Source organism: Paenibacillus albidus, assembly GCF_014644435.1.
GTDB lineage: Bacteria > Bacillota > Bacilli > Paenibacillales > Paenibacillaceae > Paenibacillus_AQ > Paenibacillus_AQ albidus.
Map to the genome: position 1 here is coordinate 162536 of NZ_BMKR01000004.1, position 25007 is coordinate 187542.

Annotated in this window: 25 protein-coding genes; 19 read left to right on the top strand and 6 right to left on the bottom strand. The window is 51.1% G+C overall.

What is annotated here, in order from left to right; all coding sequences use genetic code 11:
- Nucleotides 1–46: 46 nt before the first annotated feature.
- The 10 genes from IEY53_RS05835 (at nt 47) to IEY53_RS05880 (ending at nt 9758) form a co-directional block, all read left to right on the top strand.
- Nucleotides 47–586, top strand: coding sequence for a hypothetical protein (locus IEY53_RS05835; RefSeq protein ID WP_189022898.1), 540 nt, complete (start codon nt 47–49; stop codon nt 584–586).
- A 169-nt stretch (nt 587–755) separates the two neighbouring features.
- Nucleotides 756–1334 (top strand): TetR/AcrR family transcriptional regulator, encoded by a 579-nt coding sequence (locus IEY53_RS05840; protein WP_373293807.1) that lies wholly within the window; start codon nt 756–758, stop codon nt 1332–1334.
- A gap of 50 nt (nt 1335–1384) precedes the next feature.
- Complete coding sequence (locus IEY53_RS05845; protein WP_189023161.1) at nt 1385–2839, top strand: DHA2 family efflux MFS transporter permease subunit; 1455 nt, start codon at nt 1385–1387, stop codon at nt 2837–2839.
- Between the two features lie 182 nt (nt 2840–3021).
- Nucleotides 3022–3354 carry a PadR family transcriptional regulator gene (locus IEY53_RS05850; protein WP_189022902.1) on the top strand — a complete coding sequence of 111 codons (333 nt, stop codon included), beginning with the start codon at nt 3022–3024 and terminating at the stop codon, nt 3352–3354.
- Nucleotides 3351–4673 (top strand): FtsW/RodA/SpoVE family cell cycle protein, encoded by a 1323-nt coding sequence (locus tag IEY53_RS05855; protein WP_189022903.1) that lies wholly within the window; start codon nt 3351–3353, stop codon nt 4671–4673. The genes IEY53_RS05850 and IEY53_RS05855 overlap by 4 nt, the downstream gene beginning before the upstream one ends.
- Nucleotides 4674–4761: 88 nt before the next feature.
- Nucleotides 4762–5700 (top strand): hypothetical protein, encoded by a 939-nt coding sequence (locus tag IEY53_RS05860; protein ID WP_189022905.1) that lies wholly within the window; start codon nt 4762–4764, stop codon nt 5698–5700.
- A 142-nt stretch (nt 5701–5842) separates the two neighbouring features.
- Nucleotides 5843–6607 (top strand): M15 family metallopeptidase, encoded by a 765-nt coding sequence (locus tag IEY53_RS05865; RefSeq protein WP_189022907.1) that lies wholly within the window; start codon nt 5843–5845, stop codon nt 6605–6607.
- Nucleotides 6608–6647: 40 nt separating this feature from the next.
- The gene (locus IEY53_RS05870) at nt 6648–7409 is read left to right on the top strand and encodes a stalk domain-containing protein (RefSeq protein ID WP_189022909.1); all 762 of its coding nucleotides are present in this window, start codon (nt 6648–6650) and stop codon (nt 7407–7409) included.
- Between the two features lie 208 nt (nt 7410–7617).
- Entirely contained in the window at nt 7618–8241 is a 624-nt protein-coding gene (locus IEY53_RS05875; RefSeq protein ID WP_189022911.1) for a TetR/AcrR family transcriptional regulator, read from the top strand.
- Between the two features lie 20 nt (nt 8242–8261).
- Nucleotides 8262–9758, top strand: coding sequence for a DHA2 family efflux MFS transporter permease subunit (locus IEY53_RS05880; RefSeq protein WP_189022912.1), 1497 nt, complete (start codon nt 8262–8264; stop codon nt 9756–9758).
- A gap of 110 nt (nt 9759–9868) precedes the next feature.
- On the opposite strand, the gene IEY53_RS05885 is transcribed toward IEY53_RS05880, so the two are convergent.
- Entirely contained in the window at nt 9869–10762 is an 894-nt protein-coding gene (locus IEY53_RS05885; RefSeq protein WP_189022914.1) for a DMT family transporter, read from the bottom strand.
- A 123-nt stretch (nt 10763–10885) separates the two neighbouring features.
- Here IEY53_RS05885 and IEY53_RS05890 point away from each other — a divergent pair, with 123 nt between their 5' ends.
- Genes IEY53_RS05890 through IEY53_RS05910 form a run of 5 tightly spaced genes read left to right on the top strand, consistent with a single transcriptional unit; the run spans nt 10886 to nt 15928 of the window.
- On the top strand, nt 10886–11761 hold the full coding sequence (locus tag IEY53_RS05890; protein ID WP_189022916.1) for a LysR family transcriptional regulator: 876 nt from the start codon (nt 10886–10888) through the stop codon (nt 11759–11761).
- A 42-nt stretch (nt 11762–11803) separates the two neighbouring features.
- Entirely contained in the window at nt 11804–12898 is a 1095-nt protein-coding gene (locus IEY53_RS05895) for a LacI family DNA-binding transcriptional regulator (RefSeq protein WP_189022918.1), read from the top strand.
- Nucleotide 12899: 1 nt separating this feature from the next.
- Nucleotides 12900–14060, top strand: a complete 1161-nt coding sequence (locus tag IEY53_RS05900; protein WP_189022920.1) for a Gfo/Idh/MocA family protein — start codon at nt 12900–12902, stop codon at nt 14058–14060.
- Nucleotides 14061–14086: 26 nt separating this feature from the next.
- Complete coding sequence (locus IEY53_RS05905) at nt 14087–14803, top strand: ThuA domain-containing protein (protein WP_189022922.1); 717 nt, start codon at nt 14087–14089, stop codon at nt 14801–14803.
- Between the two features lie 21 nt (nt 14804–14824).
- On the top strand, nt 14825–15928 hold the full coding sequence (locus IEY53_RS05910) for a Gfo/Idh/MocA family protein (RefSeq protein WP_189022924.1): 1104 nt from the start codon (nt 14825–14827) through the stop codon (nt 15926–15928).
- A 109-nt stretch (nt 15929–16037) separates the two neighbouring features.
- Here the strand turns inward: IEY53_RS05910 and IEY53_RS05915 are convergent, their stop codons facing one another.
- The 3 genes from IEY53_RS05915 to IEY53_RS05925 all read right to left on the bottom strand — a co-directional run bounded on the left by IEY53_RS05915 (nt 16038) and on the right by IEY53_RS05925 (nt 18544).
- Nucleotides 16038–17219, bottom strand: a complete 1182-nt coding sequence (locus IEY53_RS05915; RefSeq protein ID WP_189022926.1) for an MFS transporter — start codon at nt 17217–17219, stop codon at nt 16038–16040.
- 64 nt (nt 17220–17283) lie between these two features.
- Nucleotides 17284–17565 carry an ArsR/SmtB family transcription factor gene (locus IEY53_RS05920; protein ID WP_189023163.1) on the bottom strand — a complete coding sequence of 94 codons (282 nt, stop codon included), beginning with the start codon at nt 17563–17565 and terminating at the stop codon, nt 17284–17286.
- 94 nt (nt 17566–17659) lie between these two features.
- The gene (locus IEY53_RS05925) at nt 17660–18544 is read right to left on the bottom strand and encodes a helix-turn-helix transcriptional regulator (protein ID WP_189022928.1); all 885 of its coding nucleotides are present in this window, start codon (nt 18542–18544) and stop codon (nt 17660–17662) included.
- Nucleotides 18545–18668: 124 nt separating this feature from the next.
- On the opposite strand from IEY53_RS05925, the gene IEY53_RS05930 reads away from it, so the two are divergent.
- The 4 genes from IEY53_RS05930 (at nt 18669) to IEY53_RS05945 (ending at nt 24274) form a co-directional block, all read left to right on the top strand.
- The gene (locus tag IEY53_RS05930) at nt 18669–19556 is read left to right on the top strand and encodes a sugar phosphate isomerase/epimerase family protein (protein WP_189022930.1); all 888 of its coding nucleotides are present in this window, start codon (nt 18669–18671) and stop codon (nt 19554–19556) included.
- Nucleotides 19557–19580: 24 nt separating this feature from the next.
- Nucleotides 19581–20627: a Gfo/Idh/MocA family protein gene (locus IEY53_RS05935; protein ID WP_189022932.1), complete on the top strand. Its 1047-nt coding sequence runs from the start codon at nt 19581–19583 to the stop codon at nt 20625–20627.
- 150 nt (nt 20628–20777) lie between these two features.
- Entirely contained in the window at nt 20778–22505 is a 1728-nt protein-coding gene (locus IEY53_RS05940) for an ABC transporter ATP-binding protein (RefSeq protein WP_189022934.1), read from the top strand.
- Nucleotides 22506–22627: 122 nt separating this feature from the next.
- Nucleotides 22628–24274, top strand: coding sequence for an ABC transporter ATP-binding protein (locus IEY53_RS05945; RefSeq protein WP_308424207.1), 1647 nt, complete (start codon nt 22628–22630; stop codon nt 24272–24274).
- Here IEY53_RS05945 and IEY53_RS05950 read toward each other — a convergent pair.
- Nucleotides 24196–24666 (bottom strand): hypothetical protein, encoded by a 471-nt coding sequence (locus IEY53_RS05950; protein WP_189022936.1) that lies wholly within the window; start codon nt 24664–24666, stop codon nt 24196–24198. The two genes, IEY53_RS05945 and IEY53_RS05950, sit on opposite strands and share 79 nt — an antisense overlap.
- Before the next feature lie 33 nt (nt 24667–24699).
- On the bottom strand, nt 24700–24906 hold the full coding sequence (locus IEY53_RS05955; RefSeq protein ID WP_189022938.1) for a DUF1657 domain-containing protein: 207 nt from the start codon (nt 24904–24906) through the stop codon (nt 24700–24702).
- Between the last annotated feature and the right edge of the window lie 101 nt (nt 24907–25007).

A 25007-nucleotide genomic window follows, 5' to 3' on the forward strand; every position in this document is an offset into this window, starting at 1 on the left:
ACAATGGAGCCTGCCGGACTTCTATTTTGACAAAGGAGGACACAAGATGAAACGGGATATTCAGCAAGTACCCTATGGTTATGAACCTCCCGCTGAGCAGCGGAAAGGGACCTTGATCTATTATGATTCTTTTGAACATACCTCGGATGAGGAATTGGAGCAGGCTGCCCGTACAGCAGAAGAGCGCCAGTTCCAGAAGCTGGTTCTGTATCCCCTGCATGAGGAGACCGTACGCCGCATGTCGAAGGAGCCGGTTCGTTCATTCTACAAAAGAGAAGACCGGCTGCATGAATGGAAGCGGGAACAAGGCCGCTCTTATATCACAGTAGAAGGCTTAGAAGGCAAACGCAAAAAATACACCCCCCTGGACTCCGCGCTCCGTCATGTGGCTGAGGTGTACCCGTCGCCGTATTTTCTGTATTTGACACCGGAGATGGCGAACCAGTTTGCTTCTTTTTCCTCTTTTGAAGAATGGATTGTGAAGCTTCGCCTGCTGCTGTCGTCGGCTCCCGATTCGCTGCATCCGCGTCTTTTGAAATACCAGCACCGCTGGGATGTGAATGGGGAAGAACGTACGGAGGAATGAGCCTGTGAGAGGCTCTTTTTTTGTTTGTACATTCTTCAGAATCAGTGAAGTGAGCAATTCGAAAGAAATGTGGGCTGCTAAAAATGTTAAAATTTAATTGAAAAACAATTGACATTCTTTATGAAAACGTGGTTTCATTATGTAGACCGATTGTTATAATGCAAAGGGAGTGTCAAGCTTGTCGAACAAGCCGAATGCGCGTGAAGCGATTGTGGATTGCGCGTCGAAATTGTTTTTCACACAAGGCTACCACGCAACAGGACTGAACCAGATTATTAAAGAGAGTGAATCACCGAAGGGATCTCTTTATTATTATTTTCCCCACGGCAAAGAGGAACTGGCTTTAACCTGTATCCATCGCACCAGTGACATTGTCACAGAGAAGCTCAAGGATCTTGCAGATACCAGCCCCGGTATCGGTGAGGCAATGAGAGAATTCTTGCTGGGCATGGCCGAGGAAGCGGTAAGTTCTTCTTATGAGCGAGTGGTTCCATTCAGTTTCTGGCTGGCGGTGGAGACGTCCTGTGTGAGTGAAGAGTTGAGGCAGGCCTGCCAGACTGTATTCAGTGATTGGCAGGAAGTTGTGAAGCAGCATCTCATGGAGGAAGGTGTTGGCGAGACGGAAGCAGCCGACAAAGCCTCTGTTGCGGTGTCCTTGTTTGAAGGCGCATTGCTCCAGACGTTGACGTTCCGGGATGAACAGCCGCTGCTTGCGGCAGCGAAGCTGATCCCAGCATTACTCAGTTAGAGAGAATATAGAGAAAACATATTTGGGAGGAACAAAGAGTGGAAGCTACAATGCAAGGCTCAACACAGCCTGGAGAAAAAAAGTTTAAAACGATACCGATTCTGGTTTCTTTGCTGCTCAGCGGATTTATCGGCATGTTCAGTGAAACAGCGTTAAATGTGGCATTAAGCGATCTGATGAAGGTTCTGAGCATTACCCCCACCACAGCACAGTGGCTGACAACGGCTTATCTGTTGACCTTGGGGATTCTTGTCCCGATTTCGGGTCTTTTATTGCAATGGTTTTCCACCAGGCAGCTGTTTGTGGCTGCACTGTCTTTTTCCATACTGGGCACATTTCTGGCAGCAATTTCACCAAGCTTCGAGTTCCTGCTGACGGCCAGAGTTGTGCAGGCCATGGGCACAGCGCTGCTGCTGCCGCTGATGTTCAATACGATTCTGGTCATTATTCCTGCTGAAAAAAGAGGTGCGGCCATGGGGATGATCGGTCTTGTCATCATGGTTGCCCCGGCGGTGGGACCAACGATTGCCGGACTGCTGATCGAGAGCCTTAGCTGGCACTGGATTTTCTGGCTGTCGCTGCCGTTTCTGGTGCTTGCACTGGTGTTCGGCATTCTGTTCATGCAGAATGTGACCAAGGTCACGAAACCCCGGATCGACCTGCTGTCCATTGTCCTGTCATCCATTGGATTTGGCGGCATTGTGTTCGGATTCAGCAGCGCTGGGGAAGCGGAAGGATGGGGAAGTCCGAAAGTCATCTTTACCATTGCCATTGGTGTAGTGGCGCTTGTATTGTTCGGCATTCGTCAAATGAAGATGAAGCAGCCAATGATTAATCTGCGCGCTTTTAAATTTCCGATGTTCGTTGTAGGTGTAGCCATGGTCTTTATCTGTATGATGGTTATTTTGTCCTCCATGCTGATTCTGCCGATGTATTTGCAGCAGGGCCAAGGGTACACAGCATTTAAAGCGGGCTTGCTCTTGTTGCCAGGCGGGATCATTAACGGATTGATGTCTCCGATTATGGGCCGTTTGTTTGATAAATACGGACCAAAATGGCTGGTGATTCCGGGCCTGATTATTGTGGCGGTAACCTTGTGGTTCTTCTCCGGAATTACGGCTGCATCCACGGTGGCCTTTGTAATTGTCCTCCATAGTACACTCATGATTGGTGTGTCAATGATCTTCATGCCGGCTCAGACCAACGGTATCAATCAATTGCCGATAGAATTGTACCCGGATGGAACGGCGATTATGAATACCCTGCAGCAGGTAGCAGGAGCTATCGGTACCGCGCTGGCAGTAAGTATCATGACTGCAGGCAGCAAAAATTACCTTAAGACGGTAAGCGATCCTGCCGATCCTTCAAATGCCCTCCCGGCGTTCACCGAAGGGGTACAGAATGCGTTTATGTTTGGTATGGGAGTAGCAATTGTGGGTCTGATTCTGGCCTTCTTTATCAAACGTGTCATTGTGCAGCATAAAACACAAGCATCCATGCACTAAGCGAGTGACGTATGAGCACATAACTGCAGTTAGCCCTTTCCCGGCTTTAGAGCCGGGGAGGGGCTTTTTTGACTGTAAGGAAGAAAGCGGTTAGAATGATACATAGAGTTACGATGTATAGATAAACTAGGTATATCAGTGTTGACTTTAATAACCAACGAAAACCGAAAGGGGGAGATCAAATGAAAGTAGGCAAAGAAATGCTGAAGGGCAGCACCGGAGTGATGGTCCTGACGTTGCTCTTGGACAAACCGCTGTACGGTTATGAACTGATCAAAGAGCTGGAGCAGCGGTCACAGGGAGTATTCCGTTTAAAGGAAGGGACATTATATCCGATCCTCCATGCAATGGAAAGCGAACGTTGGGTGGAAGCCTACTGGATGGAAGTCGAAGGGCGCAAGCGTAAATACTACAGAATACTGGAAGAAGGCAAGGAGAAACTGAAGGAAAAGCGGGCGGAATGGCTTTTATTCAAAGGTGCTGTAGATTCGGTGCTGGGGGAGGGGAACGCATGAGGACGGCCCATGAAGAGGTGGAGCGTTATCTGGATACGGTATGCTCGCAGGTGAAGGCCAAAGAGATGCATGTTGAAATTCGGCGGGAGCTTGGCTGCCATATAGAGGATTTGGTGGCGGATAAAGTAGAAGAAGGCGAGAGCGAAGACCAGGCCACTGTGTGGGCATTGGTTCAGATGGGTGATCCGGTCCAACTGGGCAAAGGATTGCATCAGGTACATAAACCTCGAATTCCGTGGGGGATCCTGGCAGCCATGGTGTTATTCTCAGCGATCAGTTTGCTCGCCATGGGGTCTGTCGAAGCCAGCTCGGAAGGTGCGATGGGTGAAATCGGGTTTATGAGGAATCAAGGCGTTTATATTGTGATGGGCATGGTGCTGATGCTGGGGATGTATTTTATAGATGTTCGTAAGTTGAAGAAGTACTCATGGCTGCTATATGCCCTAACGTTATTTGGGGTTTTCGCGAAAATTGGCTGGGACACTGAAATAAATGGTACCGGTAGATGGTTCGTTATGGGCCCTTTTTCGATAGATTTTGTTGCCTGCAGTCCTTATTTTTTTGTGGCTGCGCTGGCTGGGATTTTTTCGAAACAAAAGTTAATGGGCAAACAGAGTATTTTTTTCAACGATATTCTTAAGATCCTCGCTCTGTTAGTGCCTTCATTCCTGTTCATCCAAGTGCGTAGCTACCCGGAGTTGGTTATATATATCCTCTCATCCTTGGCCGTGTATGGCTGGGTTTCGCGCAGAAGGTGGACAACACTGTTCATTAGCGGACTTTATTTGAGCGGCGGATTAATCTACCTATGGAACAGCCCGTACTTGAGAGAAAGATTATCGAATAGGTTCAGCTATACACACGATCCGAATGGCAATGGCTATATTTATGTCAAAATAAAAGAAGCACTGAGCTCTGCCGGCTGGAGCGGACACGGATTCGGGGCCCACCAGGGAAATCTCCCCTACGTCTACGCCGATATGCTCCCGATCTATCTCATCCGCTGTTTCGGTTGGGGAGGCGGGTTGCTGCTGGCGGCCCTGGTAGTCTGGTTCCTCATCAAGCTGATAGCTGCCCTCCATGCCGTCCGTAATCCCTATGGTAAGACACTTATTGTGGCACTTGGCGGTATGTTATTCCTGCGTCTGTTATATGGTCTTTCCTTGTGGAGCGGCTCCATGCTTGTAGTAAGCCTGCCATTTCCGTTCCTCAGCTATGGCAGTCATGTACTGATAGAATATGCGGCAGTGGGTCTGCTGCTGGGAATCTACCGGAGAAAAGACATGTTGCCCGAAGTACAGCTTCCCGCTGCCCAATAAATACCTGCCGGTTCAGCGGCAATTGTTTCAGCTTCATCCTTGCCGTCCAATCATAAGTATGAAGATAAACTGAATATCGGAGGGTTATATGAAACATTCTAACGGCTTGCATCGGAATCGTAAAAAAGCACTGCTCCTCGGTGTTGCTATTGCCATGGGCTCAGTTACAGGCGCTGCCGCAGGGGACGTGCAGCAGGCTTCGGCTGCCCAAGTGCAGCAGCCTTCTGCGATCTATGCGCAATTCCAGAAGCAGTTGAAGAAACCGGGCAATCTGATTCAGGCACGCAATTATCTGATTAATCATATCAATCAGGTCAGTGTATGGAATGCCACGGTAATGACACTGCAGCTGGAAAATGCACAACTCGCGGATATAGGGGATTACTCGGAGAAAATATACCCTGAGCACATCCAAATGGCCGTGGAGAAGGCTTCCGTTAAAGGAGGGTTGACTTATACCAACCTGCTGAACAACCTCCCGGATGCCAAAGTCCGGGCCCTGCTGATCGAAGGCCGCGATAAAGGCTATAAAATGGAAAGCAGTGAAGGCCTGTATTATCCGGTTATGCATTATGAGGCGTTCAAACGCTTCAAATCTTTTGTCAGCCAAGAGGTCGCCGCTTATATTGATATTATGGCAGCAGAGTCCAATCATCCGACCGCCTTTGATGCAGGAATTGTAATTCCTTGGGAAGAGCTGATTAAACGTACGCTGGCGATGGAGTCTTTTATCCGCCAATATCCGAATTCTAACCGGGGCGCTGTAATCAGGGAAGAATTCAAATATGCCAGACATCAGGTTTTCTACGGATTGGATAATACACCTGCCTATGGTTATGAGTCCGATGATACGCCGTCCACGCTCGATCCGGAGCTGAGGCAAGCATATGAAGCCGCAATAGTAAACGGGGTGGGCAACAGCGAAGTGCTGGCCCAAATCAAAAAGCTGCTCACACTGCTCGAAAGCACCGATTATACGTACACCGCAGAAATCGACCGCTACTTGGAGCCTTTTCAGCTAAATTAAAGAGTAGAGCCTCTTAACGCTGTTAAGGGCTCTTTTTGATCAGGAGGAATAACGGTGCAGGCAATAGGCAAATACGCGAGGTTCTGTTAGAATATCTGTATAAAACGTTTACATATTCTGAATAAGGAGGGATGGATAACCGATGAAACGGGTAACCGTGAGAACGCCCAACGCCATCTTGGCGCTGCTGTGCATCTTGCTGCTGAACGGGTTGTTCTCCGGACATGCTGATGCAGCTTACGTAGGATCATCGACAGACTCCGCGCTGCAGCAGCTGAAGCTTTCAAAGCAGCATAACCTCCCCAAAGGGTTTGTTTATCTGGACGAGGTTATTCCCACTGCGCAATATGAGATCAGGTATTATGGAGACAATAACTTCACCGGCAGGCGGGTGACCGGATATAAGGCTCCGCTGGCCATCTTCTCGCAACAAGCCGCAACTGCGCTCAAGGCAGTAAGTGATGACTTGGACCGCAAAGGCTATATTCTCAAAATTTATGATGCCTATCGCCCCCAAAAAGCGGTCAACCGCTTCAAAAGCTGGTCGCTGGACGCCTCGGACACCAAGATGAAACAGCAATATTACCCAACGCTCAACAAACGTGATTTGTTCAAGCTGGGGTTCATTGCTTCTAAATCCGGTCACTCCAGAGGCAGTACCGTTGATCTGACACTGGTCCATAAGAGTACGGGGGAGCAGGTGGATATGGGAAGCCCGTTTGACTTCTTCGGAAATATCTCCTATTACGACAATCCGTTGATCAACAAGACACAGCAAGCTAACCGGGCGATTCTCAAGGCGGCGATGGCCGCGCAGGGATTCAAGCCGTACAGCAAGGAATGGTGGCATTTCACCCTGATCCAAGAACCCTTTCCAAAGCGATATTTTGATTTTGATGTAGAGTGAGCATAATAATATTAACTATGGAAGAGGAGGATTCGATTTTATGAACAAAATCGCCGCCGTTATCCTGAGTTTTATTTTGCTTGCCACAGGGTCCTGGAGCTTAACTGCCGGTAAAGTCTCCGCAGCTTCGGGTACAGCCGGCATTATCTTGAACGGCCAGGCCTTGAAGTTTGACGGACCCGTTCCCTATCGCAGCGGCTCGACACTAATGATCCCCTTGCGTGAAACCGCCGAAGCCCTGAGATACAAGACCACCTATCAACAGGATAAAGGAACCATTCAGCTGGTTAGTCCGCAGCTTAAGGTGGAGTTCAAGCTTGAAGTTCAGGAGCTTACCCTTAATGGCACGGACAAGGTTCCTTTTAAAGGTTCAGCCGTTTTTAAGTACGACCGGGTGTATGTGCCTTTGTCCTTTTTTTCGGCACTGGGATTCGTCACCGGATATGATGAGGCAGCCAATCTGGCTCAGATCTACTCTCCGGACGTAACAGCCGGAGCCATTGCCGGATTATTGTCAGCCGGGAAGTATCAGGAGCTGCAGGAACGTTTTTTCAGTGAAGCCCTGAAGCTTGATGCACCGGCATTGCAGCAGTCATGGGAAGGGATAGTGCTCCCGGGCGGAAATTATCTGGGCGTCAAGACCACTCAGAGCAGCCGCAGCGAGGATCAAATGACCATCCAAAGTGTGTTGTCCTTCTCCGGAGCTGAGGCAGAGCTCGAACTTCTGCTGGACGGTTCCGGCAAACTGATCGAACTGCGGCTGACGCCGGTCAGCAGCAGCCCAAACCATGATCTGCCCTAAGCAGGGATTGTATACCTGAGAATTCTTGAACAAGAGACTGTGCGGCTCCCCTAAGGAGCATGCGCAGTCTCTTTGACGTCTGTGACTCCGTCCGGTGCAAATATGCAGGATGTGTACTTGACAAAGAACAGGAAGAGGAGTAAATTAAAATTCTAATTAATCAGTGTTTAAATCGATGATTAGAAACAGGAGGGACAGGAGAACTGTTATGGACAAAGGCGAGAACACAATACAACCAGACAGAGATACGAAACAGGTGATTCTCAATGCTACAGTAGAGTTGATTCATCAGGAAGGCTTCAAATGTGCGACCCTCCGCAAGATTGCTGCCAAAGCGGACACGAATCTGGCGTTAATCAATTATTATTACGGTTCCAAGGACCAATTGCTTAGTGATGCGGTGCGGATGCTCATTTCTACCTTCGATGACGTGTTTGAACCGCTTGACAACAAAGATTTGGCCCCCATAGACCGGATGAAGCAATTTTTCGTAAACTATGTCAACCGCCTGCAGCAGTATCCGGGGTTGGCCAGACAGATGGTAGATCAGGGACGGCTTATCATGGGCTCCAAGGACGAGTATGCCCGCTATTGGAAGGTTATGAAAGTACAGAAAATGCACAGCACTTTGCAGGAAATTACAAATGAACACGATGAAGTCAAGCTTACGATGATATTGCTGCAATTACATGGTGCCGTTGTACTTCCTGCAATTATGATGTCCTGTCTCCCCGGGGAACAAGAACAGTCCGAACCGATTTGTTCTTTTATGCCCATTGAGGAGCAGATCGATCATTTGTTTGAGCATTTCTTTCATCAATATAATATATAAAGAAAAGAGTGGAGCATTGTATGTCTAAAATAAACAATGGAAGTGTCGCCGCAGCGGAACAGCCTTTCTCGCTGAAAGCGATCCTTCCGCCGCTGCTGGCGATTATTGTCGGCATGATCATGGTTATCCTGGATGGCACGGTAGTGAATGTCGCAGTCCCCGAGCTGGTTAAGTATTTCTCTTCGGATCTCTCAACAATTCAATGGGCCATAACCGGGTATACGCTAGCCTTGGCGGCTGTCATTCCGCTTGCAGGCTGGATGACAGACCGCTATGGTTCCAAGCAAGTCTTCCTTGCTACTGTGACAATGTTCGTGCTTGGCTCCATATTGTGTTCCGTAGCACAGACTTCATCACAGCTGGTTCTGTTCCGGGTTATTCAAGGTTTGGGAGGCGGCATGGTCGCTCCTATCGGTATGGCCATGGTCTTCAAGCTGGCACCTATTGAACGAAGAGGCTCCATCATGGGTATGCTTGGCATTCCGATGCTGCTTGCTCCCGCAATGGGTCCGATCCTGTCCGGTTGGCTGGTGGAGTCCGTCAGCTGGCACTGGATCTTCCTGATTAATCTGCCTATCGGTATTATTGCCATCATTCTTGGCGTGAAGTACTTGCCGAAGTCAGAGAAGAAAGGCAAAACCCCGCTGGATCTGTTCGGGATGATTCTGGCGCCGATTGCCTTCTCCATGCTGGCTTATGGAGTAAATGAAGGGGGAGGCATCGGCTGGTCGTCCACTCAGGCGATAGCAGGACTATCGGTGGGAGGCGTGGCCCTCATTCTCTTCATCATCGTTGAGCTTCGGCACAAGTATCCGCTTCTGGAACTGCGTGTATTCCGTTCCACGGATTTTACCCGCGGCATTATTTTAACCTGGGTAACTCAAGCTGCCTTATTCGGGTCCATGCTGTTTGTGCCGCTGTATTTGCAGCAGATCCGTAATTTCACTCCACTTGAGACTGGCCTCATCCTGCTGCCACAGGCTTTGGCTTCCGGAATCGGCATGCCGCTCGGCGGACGGCTGTTTGACAAGATTGGCGCCCGTCCGCTCGCCTTTGTCGGACTGACGATTATCTCAACTGCATTATTCCTGCTCTCGGGAATTACAGTGGATACCAGCCTCCCTGTCATAATGGTATGCCTCGGCTTGTTGGGACTGGGAATGGGCTTGTCTATGATGCCGCTGAATACTCATGTGCTGAACTCCGCGCCCCGTGAATGGGTCGGCCGCGTTACTCCGCTTACAGCGGCAGCACAGCAGGTAGTGGTGTCCTTTGCAGTCGCCGGCATGACCGGTTATCTCACCAGCCAAATCACCACACATACGGCTGAAATGGCTCAAGGCAGCAACCCGCTCAGCGCTGCGGTTCTAGGCTTCAACGATGTATTCTTTTTGTCAGGCTGTATTGCTGTAGCCGGTGTTGTCATCAGTACTGTTCTGCGCAAACCCAAGTCATGGGGGAAGGCTTCGGGCGATGAGGCTTCGGCAGTGGAGCCGGCCATGATGTCCGGGCATTAATTGAGTTTAAGCATTAATAAAAATAGGATCAGTAAACCTAAAACACCCCGTACAGCCATTTAACCTTGGCTGTACGGGGTGTTTCCATTTCAGGACATGATGCTGCCGGTCTATCCGGCACGCCGTTTACGCTGCGAAGTACCTGGTGCCCAGGTCATTTTACCCAGCAGCTCTGGGGCCACAATTCCGAGCAGGACAAGTGCGGCACCGCTATAGCCCTGCAATGACAACACCTCACCGGCAAACAGGTAGCCGAACAAAGCTGCAAATACCGGCTCCAGGGCGAAGATCAGACCGGTTCGGGTCGGAGAGGTGTATTTTTGGGCCACCGGCTGAAGAATAAACCCGCAGGCACTGCAAAGGATGCCAAGTGCCAATATAGCCATCCAGGTGGGCAGGGAAGAGGGCAAAGAAGGTGTCTCCAGCAAAGTGGACAGGACCAGCGCATATCCCCCGGCAAAGCCCAGCTGGAGGATGCCAATACTTAGCGAATCGCTAGTCTTGACCGCCTTTCCTGTAACAAGGATATGGGCGGCGTAGAATACAGCTGACAGTATGCACAGGAAGTCTCCGGGGCGAATCTGGAAGGAACCGTTTAAAGTGAGCAGCCCGATTCCGGCAATAGCTAACGTGGCGCCAAAAATCTGCGGAGGGCCTACCTTTTTTTTGAATACCAGGACTTCGAGCAGGGGGACAAAAATTACGGTTAGCGCAACCAGAAATCCGGCATTGGAGGTCGTAGTGGTCTTCAGTCCAAAGGTGATGCAGGTAAATACGCCCAATAGCAAAAATCCCAGCAGCGCTCCGTATTTCAAAGTTCTGATATCTACTCGTCTTAGACGTTTGTGGAACAAAGCTGCGGCCAGTATAAAAGCAAGCCCGAAACGAAGCGCAATCAGATTGAATTCACCGAGTGTATCAAGGCCCATTTTCATGAAAATATAAGAGGACCCCCAGAACAGGGTTACAATCAGCAGCAGCAGTTCGGCCTTCAACGGTTTCATTCATCATCATCCTTCTTTATTTCAGCTGGATATAGTATAATACGCTCGAATCCATAAGTTAACTGAATGTTTATCATGACTTGCATGAGCTAATCTAATGTAAATACAGGAGGAGATTCCGGTTTGAGCATCCATAAATATGAGGTTTTTGTGAAAGTGGTAGAGCTGGGCAGCCTGACAAAAGCAGCAGAGCTGCTAGGATTCACCCAATCCGGAATCAGCCATACACTCAGTGCCCTCGAAGCGGAATTTGGCTTCACTCTGCTGATCCGAAACCGCTCTGGCGTCAAATTAACGATGAACGGAGAGCAGGTACTGCGGCCAATCCGGGAAATTCTGCAATGGAATGAGCAATTGAAGCAGGAAGTCGCAGCCATTCACGGGCTGGAAGTGGGGACATTGACGGTTGGCACCTTCACAAGTGTGTCCGTGCATTGGTTGCCTGATATGATCAAACAGTTCCGCAGAGAGTACCCCTATATAGAGTTCAAGCTGATGGAGGGCGGGTATCTGGAGATTGAACAGTGGATTGAGGCCGGGGTGGTGGACTGTGGTTTTCTGTCGCTGCCAACCCGTGAGAAATTCGAGGTCATCCCATTGAAAAAGGACCGGATGCTGGCCATCGTCGCGAAAGAGCATCCCATTAGCAGTGCCCCGTATTTTCCGCTGCCGCAGATTGCCCATGAGGATTTCATTATCCCGAAGACCGGCTCGGATTATGATGTCCGGCGGGTGCTGGAGAAAGCCGGGATTGTGCCCAATATTAAATTCTCGGCCGGGGATGATTACGCGATTATGGCGATGGTCGAGAAAGGGCTTGGGATGAGCATATTGCCGGAGCTGGTATTGAAGCGCCAGAACTATAATATAACTATGCTGGAGCTAGAGGAACGGAGCTTCCGCTCGCTGGGCATTGCCGTCAATTCCATCAAACATGCTTCTCCGGCCACACGCCGGTTCCTGAAGCATGTAGAGCAATGGCTGAAGGTGAATATTTAATGAAGAAATAAATGGATAAGGGATTGACGGTGGTCATTCTTCATGAGAGAATGTACGCGTGTACATTTTACTTGCAGGAGGAGGATTTCCATCGCCAGCCGACAAGAGGTGGCCAAGCTCGCAGGCGTCTCCGAAGCGACAGTCTCCCGGGTGCTGAACAACGTGGGACCGCTCAAAGAAGAAACCAAGGAACGGGTGCTGGCCGCCGCCCGCCAGCTGGGTTATACACCAAGCTCGCTGGCACGCAGTTTTGCCCGCCAAAGAAGCGGGAACCTGGGTGTAGTCATGCCCTATCTGCCCAAAGCCCGCCTGTTCTCCGCTTATTATTTCTCAGAAATTCTGAGTGGAATCGGAAGCAAGGCCAGGGAGGAAGGGAATGATCTGCTGATGTTGTTTCGTGATCCGGCCGAAGTTATGGATTACAGTGGTCTGTTCCGGATGCGCAAGATTGATGCCTGTATTGTGCTGGGAGCCAAAGAAGATCCTGCCGAAGTAGCTGCACTCCGCAATCTCAAGGAAGAAGGGCATTCCTTCTGTCTGATCAACCAGCACTTTGAGGGCGAGGACTTTCCTGAAGTGGATGCGGATCACATTGACGGGAGCTACCAGGCGGTTATCCATTTGCTGGAGCAGGGTTTCCGCAAGATTGCCTTTCTGAACGGACCCGAAGTCTATTCCAACAGCAGAGACCGGCTGACCGGCTATACCCGGGCGCTTGCGGCGAAGGGGCTTCTCCCTGAACCCTCGCTGCAGTTCAGAGGTAACTTCAGCCGCACCAGCGGACTGGCGGCAGCGCGGGAGGTTGTGGCTAATCTCGGACAGATTGATGCTGTGTTTGCAGCCAATGACCGTATGGCGATCGGCCTGCAGCAGGGTCTGCGTGAGCTGGGAATTCCGGGAGCGCAGATGCCTGCCATCATTGGCTACGATGATTCGGAGGCCGCTGAATTGACGACACCTTCCTTGAGCAGTGTGCGCGTCCCCTTTTTTAAGCTGGGAGAGCTGGCTGCGTTCAAGGTGCTTGAAATGACGGCCGTCAGAGATACAGAAACTTCTTCCCGGGCGACCCGGATTCAATTGCCTACTGAGCTCATAGTTCGTGCTTCATCTACATTCATGATTCCCAAGGAGGACTAAGATGACACAGCTTCGTATCGGAATGATTGGTTACAAGTTTATGGGAAAAGCCCACAGCAATGCTTACCGCAGCCTGCCCATGTTTTTCCCAAAGGCGCTGCAGCCACAAATGTCTGTGATCTGCGGACGAAACGCCGAAGCACTGGCAAATGCGGCCAACCAGCTCGGCTGGTCGGAAAGTGTAACGGACTGGAAGGAGCTGATTGCCCGCGATGATATTGATCTGATCGATATCAATGCGCCCAGCAACGCCCACAAGGAGATCGCACTGGCGGCAGTCAAGGCGGGCAAGCATATTTTCTGTGAGAAGCCGCTGGCCCTGACGCTCGCAGATTCCCGGGAAATGCTCCAGGCAGCAGAAGATGCCGGTGTGGCTCACATGGTTGGCTTTAACTACCGATTCTCTCCGGCCGTTAGATTGGCCAAAAAGCTCGTCGAAAGCGGCCGTTTGGGAAAAATCTATCATTTTCGGGCCTGGTTCCTCCAGGACTGGATTCTGGACCCTGAGTTCCCGCTGGTATGGAGGCTGCAAAAGGAGGTAGCGGGTTCCGGCTCACATGGTGACTTGGGCGCGCATTTGATAGATCTGGCCCATTTTCTGGTGGGTGATATGAAAGAAGTTATCGGGATGAGCGAGACCTTCATCAAAGAGCGGCCGCTCGCAGCTGAAATGACGGGTCTGAGTGCCAAAGGGAGCAAGGATGGACCGCGAGGAGAGGTTACCGTTGATGATGCGACACTGTTTCTGGCCCGTTTTGCAACCGGTGCCATGGGCAGCTTTGAAGCGACGCGGTTTGCGGCCGGCCATCGTTCCACCAACTCTTTTGAGATCAACGGGAGTCTGGGCAGTGTGAAATTCGACTTTGAACGGATGAATGAGCTGGAAGTCTATCTGACCAGTGATGAAGAGGATGTGCAAGGATTCCGCCGTGTTCTCGCCACCGATCCGGTGCATGAATATGCGGAGGCCTGGTGGCCACCGGGGCATACGATCGGGTTCGAGCATACCTTTATTCACGAAATGCTGGAGTTGTCCACCGCCATTGCGGAAGGCCGCCAGCCGGAGCCGAATTTTCATGATGGCGTGAAGTGCCAGGCTGTCCTGGAAGCGGTAGAACGTTCGGTTGACGAGCGGCGCTGGGTTTCCCTGGCGGAGATGTAACCATTCTAATTAAAGGAGTGTTGACGATGAAAAAAGCATTGATCGTATGGGGAGGCTGGGACGGCCACGAACCGCAGCAGGTTGCAGAAATATTCGCCGGACTGCTGCAGAGCGAGCAGTTTGAGGTTGAAGTCTCGGATACCCTGGAGGCATTTGCCGATGGCGAGAAGCTGCGTGGACTCGATCTGATCGTTCCTGTATGGACGATGGGGCAAATCTCGCAGACGCTGGTGGACAATGTCTCTGCTGCTGTGCAGAACGGGACAGGACTGGCGGGATGCCATGGCGGGATGTGTGATTCCTTCCGGAACAATGTGGATTGGCAATTTATGACCGGCGGACAATGGGTTGCCCATCCCGGCAATGACGGTGTCGATTACACCGTGCAAATCTGCCAAAGCTCAAGCCCGCTCGTGGAGGGTCTGGAGGATTTCAAGGTTACTTCCGAACAATATTATCTGCATGTTGACCCTGCTGTGGAAGTACTGGCGACCACCCGGTTTCCGGTAGTAGATGGCCCCCATAAGCTGAACAAGGCGGTCGACATGCCGGTGGCCTGGACCAAACGCTGGGGCACCGGCCGGGTCTACTATAACTCGCTTGGACATCATGCCGATATTGTTGAGCTGCCGCCTGTGAAGGAAATGATGCGGCGTGGATTGGTATGGGCAGCAGCAGGAAAAGATCTGGTGAATGTAGTGAATCCGGCTGCAACCTACAGCGGCATGGCTGACAGTCAATAAAATTCCGGGAGCGATCAACCAATGGACAAAGTAAAAGTAGGCATTATCGGCTGTGGTAAAATCAGCAGCATTTATATGGAAAACTGTCAGAAGTTCGAAATGCTTGAGCTTTTAGCTTGTGCAGATATGGATCTGTTGCGGGCACAGGAGCAGGCAGACCTATACAAGATTCCCCGGGTCTATACCACCCGCCAGCTGCTGGATGATCCCGAGATTGAAATCGTTATCAATCTGACCATCCCGGCAGCCCACGCCGATGTCAGTTTGCAGGCGCTGGAAGCCGGCAAACATGTGTATGTGGAGAAACCGCTGGCGGTTACCCGGGAAGAAGGCCGTCAGGTTCTGGATTTGGCAAAAGAGAAGGGCCTCTTGGTAGGCAGTGCGCCCGAAACCTTCTTTGGCGCGGGAATCCAGACTGCACTCAAGCTGATCGAAGATGGTGTGATTGGACGGCCGGTTGCCGCAACCGCGTTCATGATGAGCCGGGGGCACGAGCATTGGCATCCCGATCCGGAGTTTTATTATGCCGCTGGCGGTGGACCGCTTTTTGATATGGGGCCTTATTATTTGACAGCCCTGGTGCAGCTGCTGGGGCCTATCCGTACAGTGGCCGGAATGACAAGCAAAGCACTGGAGGAACGTACGATTACGAGCGAGAAGAAAGCCGGGCACAAAATTCCCGTGGACATCCCTACCCATGTCGCCGGAACACTACGCTTTCAGGACGGGGCGGTGGCTACACTGATCACCAGCTTTGATATTTTTGGCGGAAGCAGCCTGCCGCCGATCGAAATCTATGGGACGGAAGGAACGCTTCAGGTTCCTGACCCCAATACCTTTGGCGGCCCTGTAAGGTACCGGAAGCTGGGCGAGAATGAATGGACGGAGCAGCCGCTGCTGCCGGGTTATGACCAGAACACACGCGGCATCGGGCCGGCTGACATGGCTTACGCCATCCGCAGCGGACGCGAACACCGTGCCAGCGGTGAGCTTGCCTACCATGTGCTGGAGGCCATGTGGGCCTTCCATGATTCATCTGATTCCCGGCAATTCTACGACATGCAGAGCTCCTGCAGCCGCCCGTCAGCTTTGCCTTCCGGACTGGCTCCCTACACTTTGGACTGACCGTGTATTGATCCAAGCAGGGTCCTTCACACAGAAAGACCGCATTCCATTATTCATTGGAACGCGGTCTTTCTTCATGATAAGAAGAGACTAAAAAGTAATAACCTGCTTATGCCTGCTGTACCTTCACTGCTGTCTCTGGATCCGGTGCTGCAAGCCTGGACGAAACGATAAGCAGGACTACGGCAACCGCTACCCCGGCAGCGCCAATCCATGTGATGGACAGCAGCGAAACCCGGTTCAGTACCATGCCTCCAATCCCTGCACCGGCAGCCATGGAGAGCTGCATCGCGGAGCTGTTGAGACTCAGCATAATACCTGAGGATTCAGGAGCAAGCGTCACCAGGTTATATTGCTGCGCCGGACCGGAGGACCAGGCAGATAACGACCAGAGAATCAGCAGAGGGAATACAAGGATCCAGTGACTGGCCGCTAGTGCCAGCAGCACCAGCATCACGGTATGCACAAGCATCCCTGATAGCAAGGTGGGCAGGACTCCCCAGCGGTCAGCGCTGTAGCCTCCGAGCTTGGACCCGACCAGACTGGCAATGCCAAAGGCCAACAATGCGGCGCTTAAGGTCTGTTCACTCATTCCTGTAATCGTTAGGAGGTAAGGGGAAATATAGGTGTAAGTAATGGAGTATCCGCCGAGCCAAAAGAAACTTACTGCCAAGCCCATAGCAATTCTAGGGTTTCTCAGAAGACCCAGCTGCTGCCGCAGAGGGATTGGCGCATCTCCATCGGTAGCGGGGATACTCCGATGAATGACAATCACAGCAAGGAGAGCCAGCAGCCCGATGCCCCCAAAGACCCACTTCCAGTCATAGACAGCAGCAATCATTCTGCCGAGCGGCACCCCAATGATTAGCGAAGCTGTAAAACCCATTACAACTGTAGCGATGGAGCTGGCCTGCCGGCCCGGCTCTGAAATTTTGGCAGCCAAGCTTAAAGCTGTAACGACGACCACACCTGCGCCGAGCGCCATCAATACTCTGGCAGCCAGGAACCAGCCATATCCCGGCAGCACAAAGGCCAGCATATTGGCCACTGCAAAAAGGGCCAGCGAAAACAGGATCAGTCTGCGCCGTTCCCAGCGGACCGTCAGGGCCATAGATACGGGAGTGCACAGCGCGTAGACCAGTGAAAATACCGTAATAAGCTGGCCTGCGGCGACCAGGGAGATGTCCAGGCTGCCTGCTATTTTATCGAGAATCCCTGCAATGATATATTCTGAAGTCCCGACCAAAAAACTCACAAGCGCCAAAATATAAACTTTTAACGTATTCGACATGTAAGAAACGCTCCTTAAATTGTTTTTATATTTCTAAATATATCGAAATAATAAGCAAAAAAAATCAGTCCAGCAAATAGGGAATATATTTGCGGGCTGTCGCCACATTCAGGCTGTAATAGATATAAGTACCTTCTTTGCGGGAGTCAAGCAAACCGCTCTCAGCCAGCTGCTTCAAGTGATGCGACAGCGTGGAGAGGGGGATCGACTCCAGGCGGCTTTCCAGCATTGCCGGGCAGAGGTTATTATCCTTGATGAGCTCCAGCAGGATCTTGTAGCGGGTAGGCTCGCCCAGTGCTTTATGAACCTTGACGGCTTCCCTGTTTTCTTTGCTGACTTCGACCATGTTCATCATACTCCTTCCTGATATATTTCTATATTCATGGAAATTAAAATATCATGTTCTGCCGGAAAAGTAAACCCTGCACCGATAAATCCTTTTATTTGCGCAGGGCTGAAGGGGTAAGGCCTTTATACTGTTTAAACAGCTTGGTAAAATAGTTTGGATTGTCACAGCCGACGCGGCCGGCAATTTCGGTGACGGTGAGATCCGTATTCAGCAGCAGCTTTTCGGCTTCAGCCACACGGCAGACATTGACATAGTCGATAAAGGTGCGGCCGGTGAGCTTTTTGAAGGTTTTGCAGAAATGATAGGGGTTCAGGCTTACAGATTTGGCCGCTTGCTCCACCGTGATCTTGTCATCGTAATGCAGCTCCAGATATTCAAGCAGCGGCTTAAAACGCTCCCGGTTCATGGAATGACGCTCATGGGTCCGTCCCGACGTCTGCTGAGGTCTAAATGTACGGGACAGCAGCAGGAGCAGCAAATGGAGCTGATTCTTAATCACAAGCTGATACGCCGGGCGGCTCTCCTGAAATTCCTCAATAATTAAATCCATCAGGGCAAGGGAGGAAGCGCAGGCAGGGACCTCTTTGAACGGCATCACCGGAAACTGGTATTGATTCTCCAGGTAAGGAGCTACGAACTGTTTGTGCTGGGGATCCTGGTTCCAATCCTTGTACATGGAGCTGTGAAAAACAATGGAAACAAAGCTGACCGCTTCATTCTGCAGGGCATAAGCAACATGAAGCCCCCCTGAAGGGACAAACAGGATTTCTCCCGCAGCAACTTCATAGGGCTGGCTGTCCACATGGAATATGGCATGGCCCTTTTTCATAACGATAATCTCCAGATGTTCGTGCCAATGCATATACATAATATTCTGTTCCGCTTTAGCCTCCGGGAAATCATTGAAAAACAAGCGGAACGGATAGATGGTTTGTTCCGGCAGAGGATATTCTTTTAGTTCTTTCGGATAATTCAAGGACCTGTCAACTCCCACAAGATTCAGCTATAAATACACAAGATAAGAAGAGATTTCACATAAAATGAGCAATATACTAAGGTAGCTGAATTAAATATAAACCAATATTGGAGTGGTATACAAGATGAAAGACACATTGCGGATCGGAACTTTGGTAGGAGGCGGAGATGCGGTGAGAGTAATCCCGCAGATCGTAGGCCACGGCTTCGAATCCTTTAGCTTAACTTTCTGGCAGACTACTGGAGCTACGGATCTGGCGGAGACTGCCAAACGTGTGCGGGAGCTGGCTGAAGAGCATGATTTTATCATATCTACTGTAGGCATCTTTGGTAATCCGCTTACAAACGAAGGGGATAATTCGGATACTTTGGCAAGTTGGGAGCGCTTAATCGACCATGCACATTTGTTTGGCACTGACCTGATTTCCGGATTTACAGGCCGTCTGCCCGGTGCATCCATTGACGATTCCCTACCCAGATTTGCTGAAGTTTTTGGTGAATTGTCCAAACGGGCGGCTGACCGCGGACTGCGGATTGCTTTTGAGAACTGCTCCATGGGAGGCAATTGGCAATCCGGTGAATGGAATATTGCCCACAATCCGTCAGCCTGGGAGAAAATGTTCAATGCCGTACCCGCTGACAATCTCGGTCTGGAATGGGAGCCCTGCCACCAGATGGTTGCCCTGATCGATCCGCTTCCGCAGCTGCGCAAATGGACGGACAAGATCTTCCATGTGCATGGCAAGGATGCTACGATTGCCTGGGATATTATCAAGGAATATGGCATTCATGGACCAAAGGAGTATGTGTGGCACCGCACCCCGGGCTTCGGAGATACGAACTGGTCGGATGTCATTACCATCCTGCGGCAAGCGGGCTACAAAGGCACCATTGACATCGAAGGCTGGCATGATCCGGTATACCGTGATGAACTGGAAATGACGGGTCAGGTTCACGCCCTCAATTATCTGAAGCACTGCCGTGGTGGCAGCTTCGTGCCAAATCCGGTCTAAACCTATACAGCGAGGAGAATTTCAATGATCGCACAGTATCGTGTGGCCGTTGCCGGTTGCGGAGGCATGGCGAATGCCTGGATAGAATATGCCCTGGGACGGCAGGATACGCAGATCGTGGCCCTGGTGGATATCCATCTGGAGGCGGCACAGGCGATGGGCATCAAGCATGGGCTAAGTTGTCCAGCGTATACGGATATCAAACAGGCAATCGAAGAGACGAAAGCCAATGTGGTGTTTGACGTGACGGTTCCGGGCAGTCACTTTAGTATCGCCAGTACGGCCATGGAACAAGGCTGCCACGTGTTCGGCGAGAAACCGCTGGCTGAAACCATGCAGCAATGCAATGAGATTGTTGCCCTGTCGGAGCAGACCGGGCGGACTCATGCCGTGATGCAGAACCGCCGCTTCGATCCACGGATTCGTTCGCTGCGCGGTCTTCTGGAGAACGGCACCATTGGCCGAACCGGTTATATAGGGGCCAGCTTTTTTCTGGCTCCTCATTTCGGCGGATTCCGTGATGCAATGAACAGTCCGCTTTTACTGGATATGGCGATTCATACCTTTGATCAGGCACGTTATATCACGGGGGCAAATCCGCAGACCGTCTACTGTCAGGAATTTAATCCCCCCGGCTCCTGGTATGAGGGAAACGCAGCGGCGATCTGTATTTTTGAGATGAGCGATGGCTCCGTATTCTGTTATCAGGGTTCCTGGTGTGCAGAAGGCGCTCCCACCTCCTGGGAAGCAGCCTGGCGGGTTATCGGTGAGAAAGGCACAGCCATCTGGGATGGCCTGGACATGCCATATGCGGAAGTGGTCACAGCGGAAGAGCAGGACGGCAAATTTGTGCGGGATCATCTGCGGATCGAAGGAGAAGCTGTTGTGATGGACAAAACATTCCATCAAGGCTGTCTGGAAGAGATGTTCCTGGCCCTCGCCGAAGGGCGTTCTCCTGAAACAGATTGCCATGATAACCGGTACAGTATGGCGATGGTCCTTGGTGCTCTGGAAAGTGCAAAAAGCGGGAATAAGATTGAGCTTTCAGCCTTTATGAACACAAAAGATTAATATGAATCACAATTTAAGAAACGGCCAGGGTTCCTAAAGGACGCTCAGCCGTTTCTTTTTTTGTGCTATAATTTAACTTTATGACGATGTGCGGACTTAGGGAATGGTTCCCGGCAAATACATAATTAAATTTGATTGAGGTGTCTGAATTTGTACAAGTTTATCCGATTTATTCAACCTTATTGGTTCGCAGCCATCCTGGGGCCGCTTTTTATGCTGCTCGAAGTCTGTATGGATCTGCTTCAGCCGAAGCTGATGGCCAGCATTGTGAACCAGGGGGTGACTGCAGGGAACCTGAGGCATATTGCTGATACGGGAGCATTGATGCTGGCTGTTGCTGTTGTCGGCTTGATCGGCGGGGTCGGCTGCACGGTCTACTCGACCATTGCTTCGCAGAGTTTTGGTGCGGATCTGCGGCAAGAGCTTTTTCAAAAGGTGCAATCCTTATCCATCCGCAGTCTGGACCGTTTCGATTCCGGCTCTGTTGTTACCCGGCTTACCGGAGATGTTGTGCAACTGCAGAATCTGGTACTGGTCGTACGCCGGATGTTTGCACGCCAATTGTTCCAGTTTGCCGGAAGTTTGGTTATGGCTTTTATTATTAGCCCGCGTCTGTCACTGCTCTTGCTGGCAATGATTCCATTGTTGGTTCTGTTTCTGTATGTAACGACCCGGCTGACCGTTCCCCTCTACGGAAGAGTGCAGGAGAAGCTGGATCAGTTGAACACGATGATGCAGGAGAACTTGGCCGGGATTCGGGTCGTCAAAGCCTTTGTGCGCAGCCGGCATGAAGAACAGCGTTATGGAGACAGTAACTCCAATTTCCTGAAGGCCAGTCTGAAAGCGGCGAAGCTCGTCGCCATTAATACACCGGTGATGTCGCTGATTCTTAACTTCAGTGTGGTAGGGGCGTTGTGGTATGGAGGTGTTTTGTCGAGAGAAGGAGTGCTGCCGGTAGGAGATTTGGCGGCATTCCTCACTTATATTACCCAATTGCTGTTCGCTACGCTCGGCATGGGCAACCAGTTAATGACCCTCTCCCGTGCCAAGGCTTCAGCAGACCGGATAAATGATGTTCTGGTTGTGCCCGCAGATCATGTTGGCGAAGCTGCAAGCGGGAAAACGCCCGCGGCGGCTATTGAGAAGCTTGAATTTCGCCACGTCAGCTTCAGCTATGACGGCAACCCGGAGCATGCTGTGCTGCGCGAGATTAATTTTACGGCACTGCGGGGCCAGACCGTTGGAATTATCGGGGTGAACGGCTCCGGTAAATCCACTTTGGTGAGCTTGATTCCGCGGTTCTATGATGTGACACAGGGGCAGATTCTCCTGGACTCCTGCAATATAAATGACCTGCAGCCTGAAGTGCTGCATCAAAAAGTGGGGATGGTGCTTCAGCAGTCACTGCTCTTCAGCGGAACGATTCTGGACAATATCCGTTATGGCAAACCGGAAGCGGGACTGGAGGAGGTGGAAGCGGCAGCGAAGCTGGCTCAGGCGCATGATTTTATTATCGGCTTGCCTGACGGCTATCAGACCCTGCTTGGCCAACGCGGTGTGAACTTGTCCGGAGGGCAAAAGCAGCGGATTTCCATCGCCCGGACCCTAATGCTCAAACCGCAATGCATTATTTTGGACGACTGTACCAGTGCGGTGGATCTGAACACGGACCTGCGTATACGGCAGTCTCTGCAGAACGTCATGAAAGACAGCATTTGTCTGATCATCGGCCAGAGAATCGCGTCCATTCAGCATGCGGATGTCATTCTGGTGCTGGAAGAAGGGCGGATTACAGCGCGGGGTTCGCACCAGGAACTGCTGCACAGCAGTCCCCTTTATCGGGAGATTGCAACATCCCAGCAAGGAGCACAGCCATGAATTCGACATCTGCGACATTAAAAAAACTGGGTGGCTACCTGCTTCAGCAGCCAATCCGCCTGATCTTGGTCATTGCTTTGACGGTGGCCGCTGCCGGCCTTACATTAGCATGACCTTATTTAATTGGTGCCGCCCTGGACCGGTATATTATCCCGGGAGAATATGATGGATTTCTGCAGCTGTGTCTTCTTCTGACCGGTGTATATGCCGGAATCAGTCTGGTGAACTGGCTGCAAAGTATTATTCTTGCCGATGTCTCGCAGCGGACCGTCTGGAGCCTCCGCAGGGATCTGTTCCATCACCTGCAGCAGCTGCCGGTCCCTTTTTTTGCCGGAAAAAGCCATGGTGAGCTGATGAGCCGCACAACCAATGACATCGACAATGTCTCTAATACGCTGAACCAAAGTTTGGTGCAGATCATTTCAAGTGTGATTATGCTGTTCGGCTCCTTCACTCTCATGCTTATGTTAAATGTCTGGCTGACGCTGGTCGCTCTGGTAACAGCACCCTTGATCGCAATCGCAGCCAAGCAGATCAGCCGCAGAACACAGGCGGGCTTCAAAACACAGCAACAGGAGCTGGGTCAATTAAACGGTTTTATTGAAGAAAGCGTCTCCGGGCATAAGGTGGTCTATTTGTTCCACCAGGAAGAGCGGATTGCTGCCCAGTTTAGCGAAACCAATGAGAAACTGAAAAAAGCCGGAATAAAGGCCCAGATTCTCTCTGGCACAATGGGTCCATTAATGAACCTGTTCAGCCATCTTAGCTATCTGCTGATTGCAGCAATAGGCGGCTGGTTGGCTGTCCGAGACTTGGCTACGGTTGGTGTGATTATCAGCTTCCTGGGATACTCCAAGCAGTTCAGCGGTCCGCTGAATGAAGTGGCGAATCAATACAACATGATTCAATCGGGGGTTGCCGGTGCAGAACGTGTCTTTGAAATGATGGAGGTGCCTTCGGAATACGAGGAGGGCTTCCTGAAACCTATGGAACCGATTGCCGGCAAGGTGGAATATAGAGGGGTTGGGTTTGGGTATGATTCCGGCAAGGCTATTCTGCGGGAGATCTCCTTCACTGCAAATCCTGGAGATACGATTGCACTCGTGGGGCCAACGGGGGCGGGGAAAACGACGATTGTCAATTTGCTGGGCCGTTTTTTTGAAGTGGACGAAGGCCAGATTCTGATTGACGGCACCGATATTCGCAAAGTGGACCGAAACAGTCTGCGTTGCCAGCTCGGCATTGTGCTTCAAGATGCGCATCTGTTCTCAGGTTCAGTCCGCGAGAATATCCGTTATGGCAGACTGGACGCCTCCGATGAAGAAGTGGAACAAGCGGCGGAGCAGGCTTATGCCCATTCGTTTATTATGCGCTTGCCGCAAGGGTATGAGACGGAACTGTCCGCCGAAGGCGGCAATCTCAGCCAGGGCCAGCGGCAGCTGATTACCATTGCCCGCGCCATTCTGGCTGATCGGGCGCTGCTCATTCTGGATGAGGCGACCAGCAGTGTCGACACGCTGGCGGAGATTCATATCCAGAAGGCCATCAGGAAGTTGATTGCAGGACGTACGAGCTTTGTTATAGCCCATCGGCTCAGCACCATACGCCACGCCGATACCATCCTGTTTATTCAGGAGGGCAGAATTGCCGAGCAGGGCAGCCATGAGGAGTTAATGCAGCAGCAAGGCCTTTATTTCAAACTCCATGGCAAAGGCCAGCGGAGCGAGAATGAAGAGGACGCTGCACCGGCAGCAATGTCGCGGCAGTGAGCCGGGGAGACGCCGAATTCAAAGGCATTTATGCCTCCCGTTCCGGCTGGATCAGCGGAACGGTTGAATTCAAAGGCATTTATGCCTTCCGTTCCGGCTGAATCACCGGAACGGCTGAATTCAAAGGCATAAATGCCTTTCGTTCCGGCTGAATCACCGGAACGGCTGAATTCAAAGGCATAAATGCCTCCCGTTCCGGCTGAATCAGCGGAACGATTGAATTCAAAGGCATTTATGCCTTTCATTCCGGCGGGATCCGCGGAATGGCTGAATTCAAAGGCATAAATGCCTTCCATTCCGGCTGAATCAGCGGAACGGTTGAATTCAAAGGCATAAATGCCTTCCGTTCCGGCTGGATCAGCGGAACGCAAAGGGGCTGTTTCATTCGTCATCTAGCGATGACTCATGAGACAGCCCCTTCGTTTTTAGAACCCTTTATATTGTGGTTCTTCTTTTTCAAGCTCCTGTACCCTTGATTCTACTTGCTGTACGATTTGTTTGGTTTGATCTGCGGCATTGGTGAATAAAGTTTTGGCATCCTGATTCTGTGTTTCCAGGGCGAATTGCTCCAAACTCGCTTGAGCTCCTTTTAAAGAGGCTACACATGTCTTGACCTGTGAGGCAACTGTCATTGTTTTGTCCCTCCGTTTCGTTGGTATGTGACTGATTGCTACCTGATAAGGATGAACCTCAGCTTCCTGTATTATTCAGGGAGGTTGAAGTTTGAAACAAC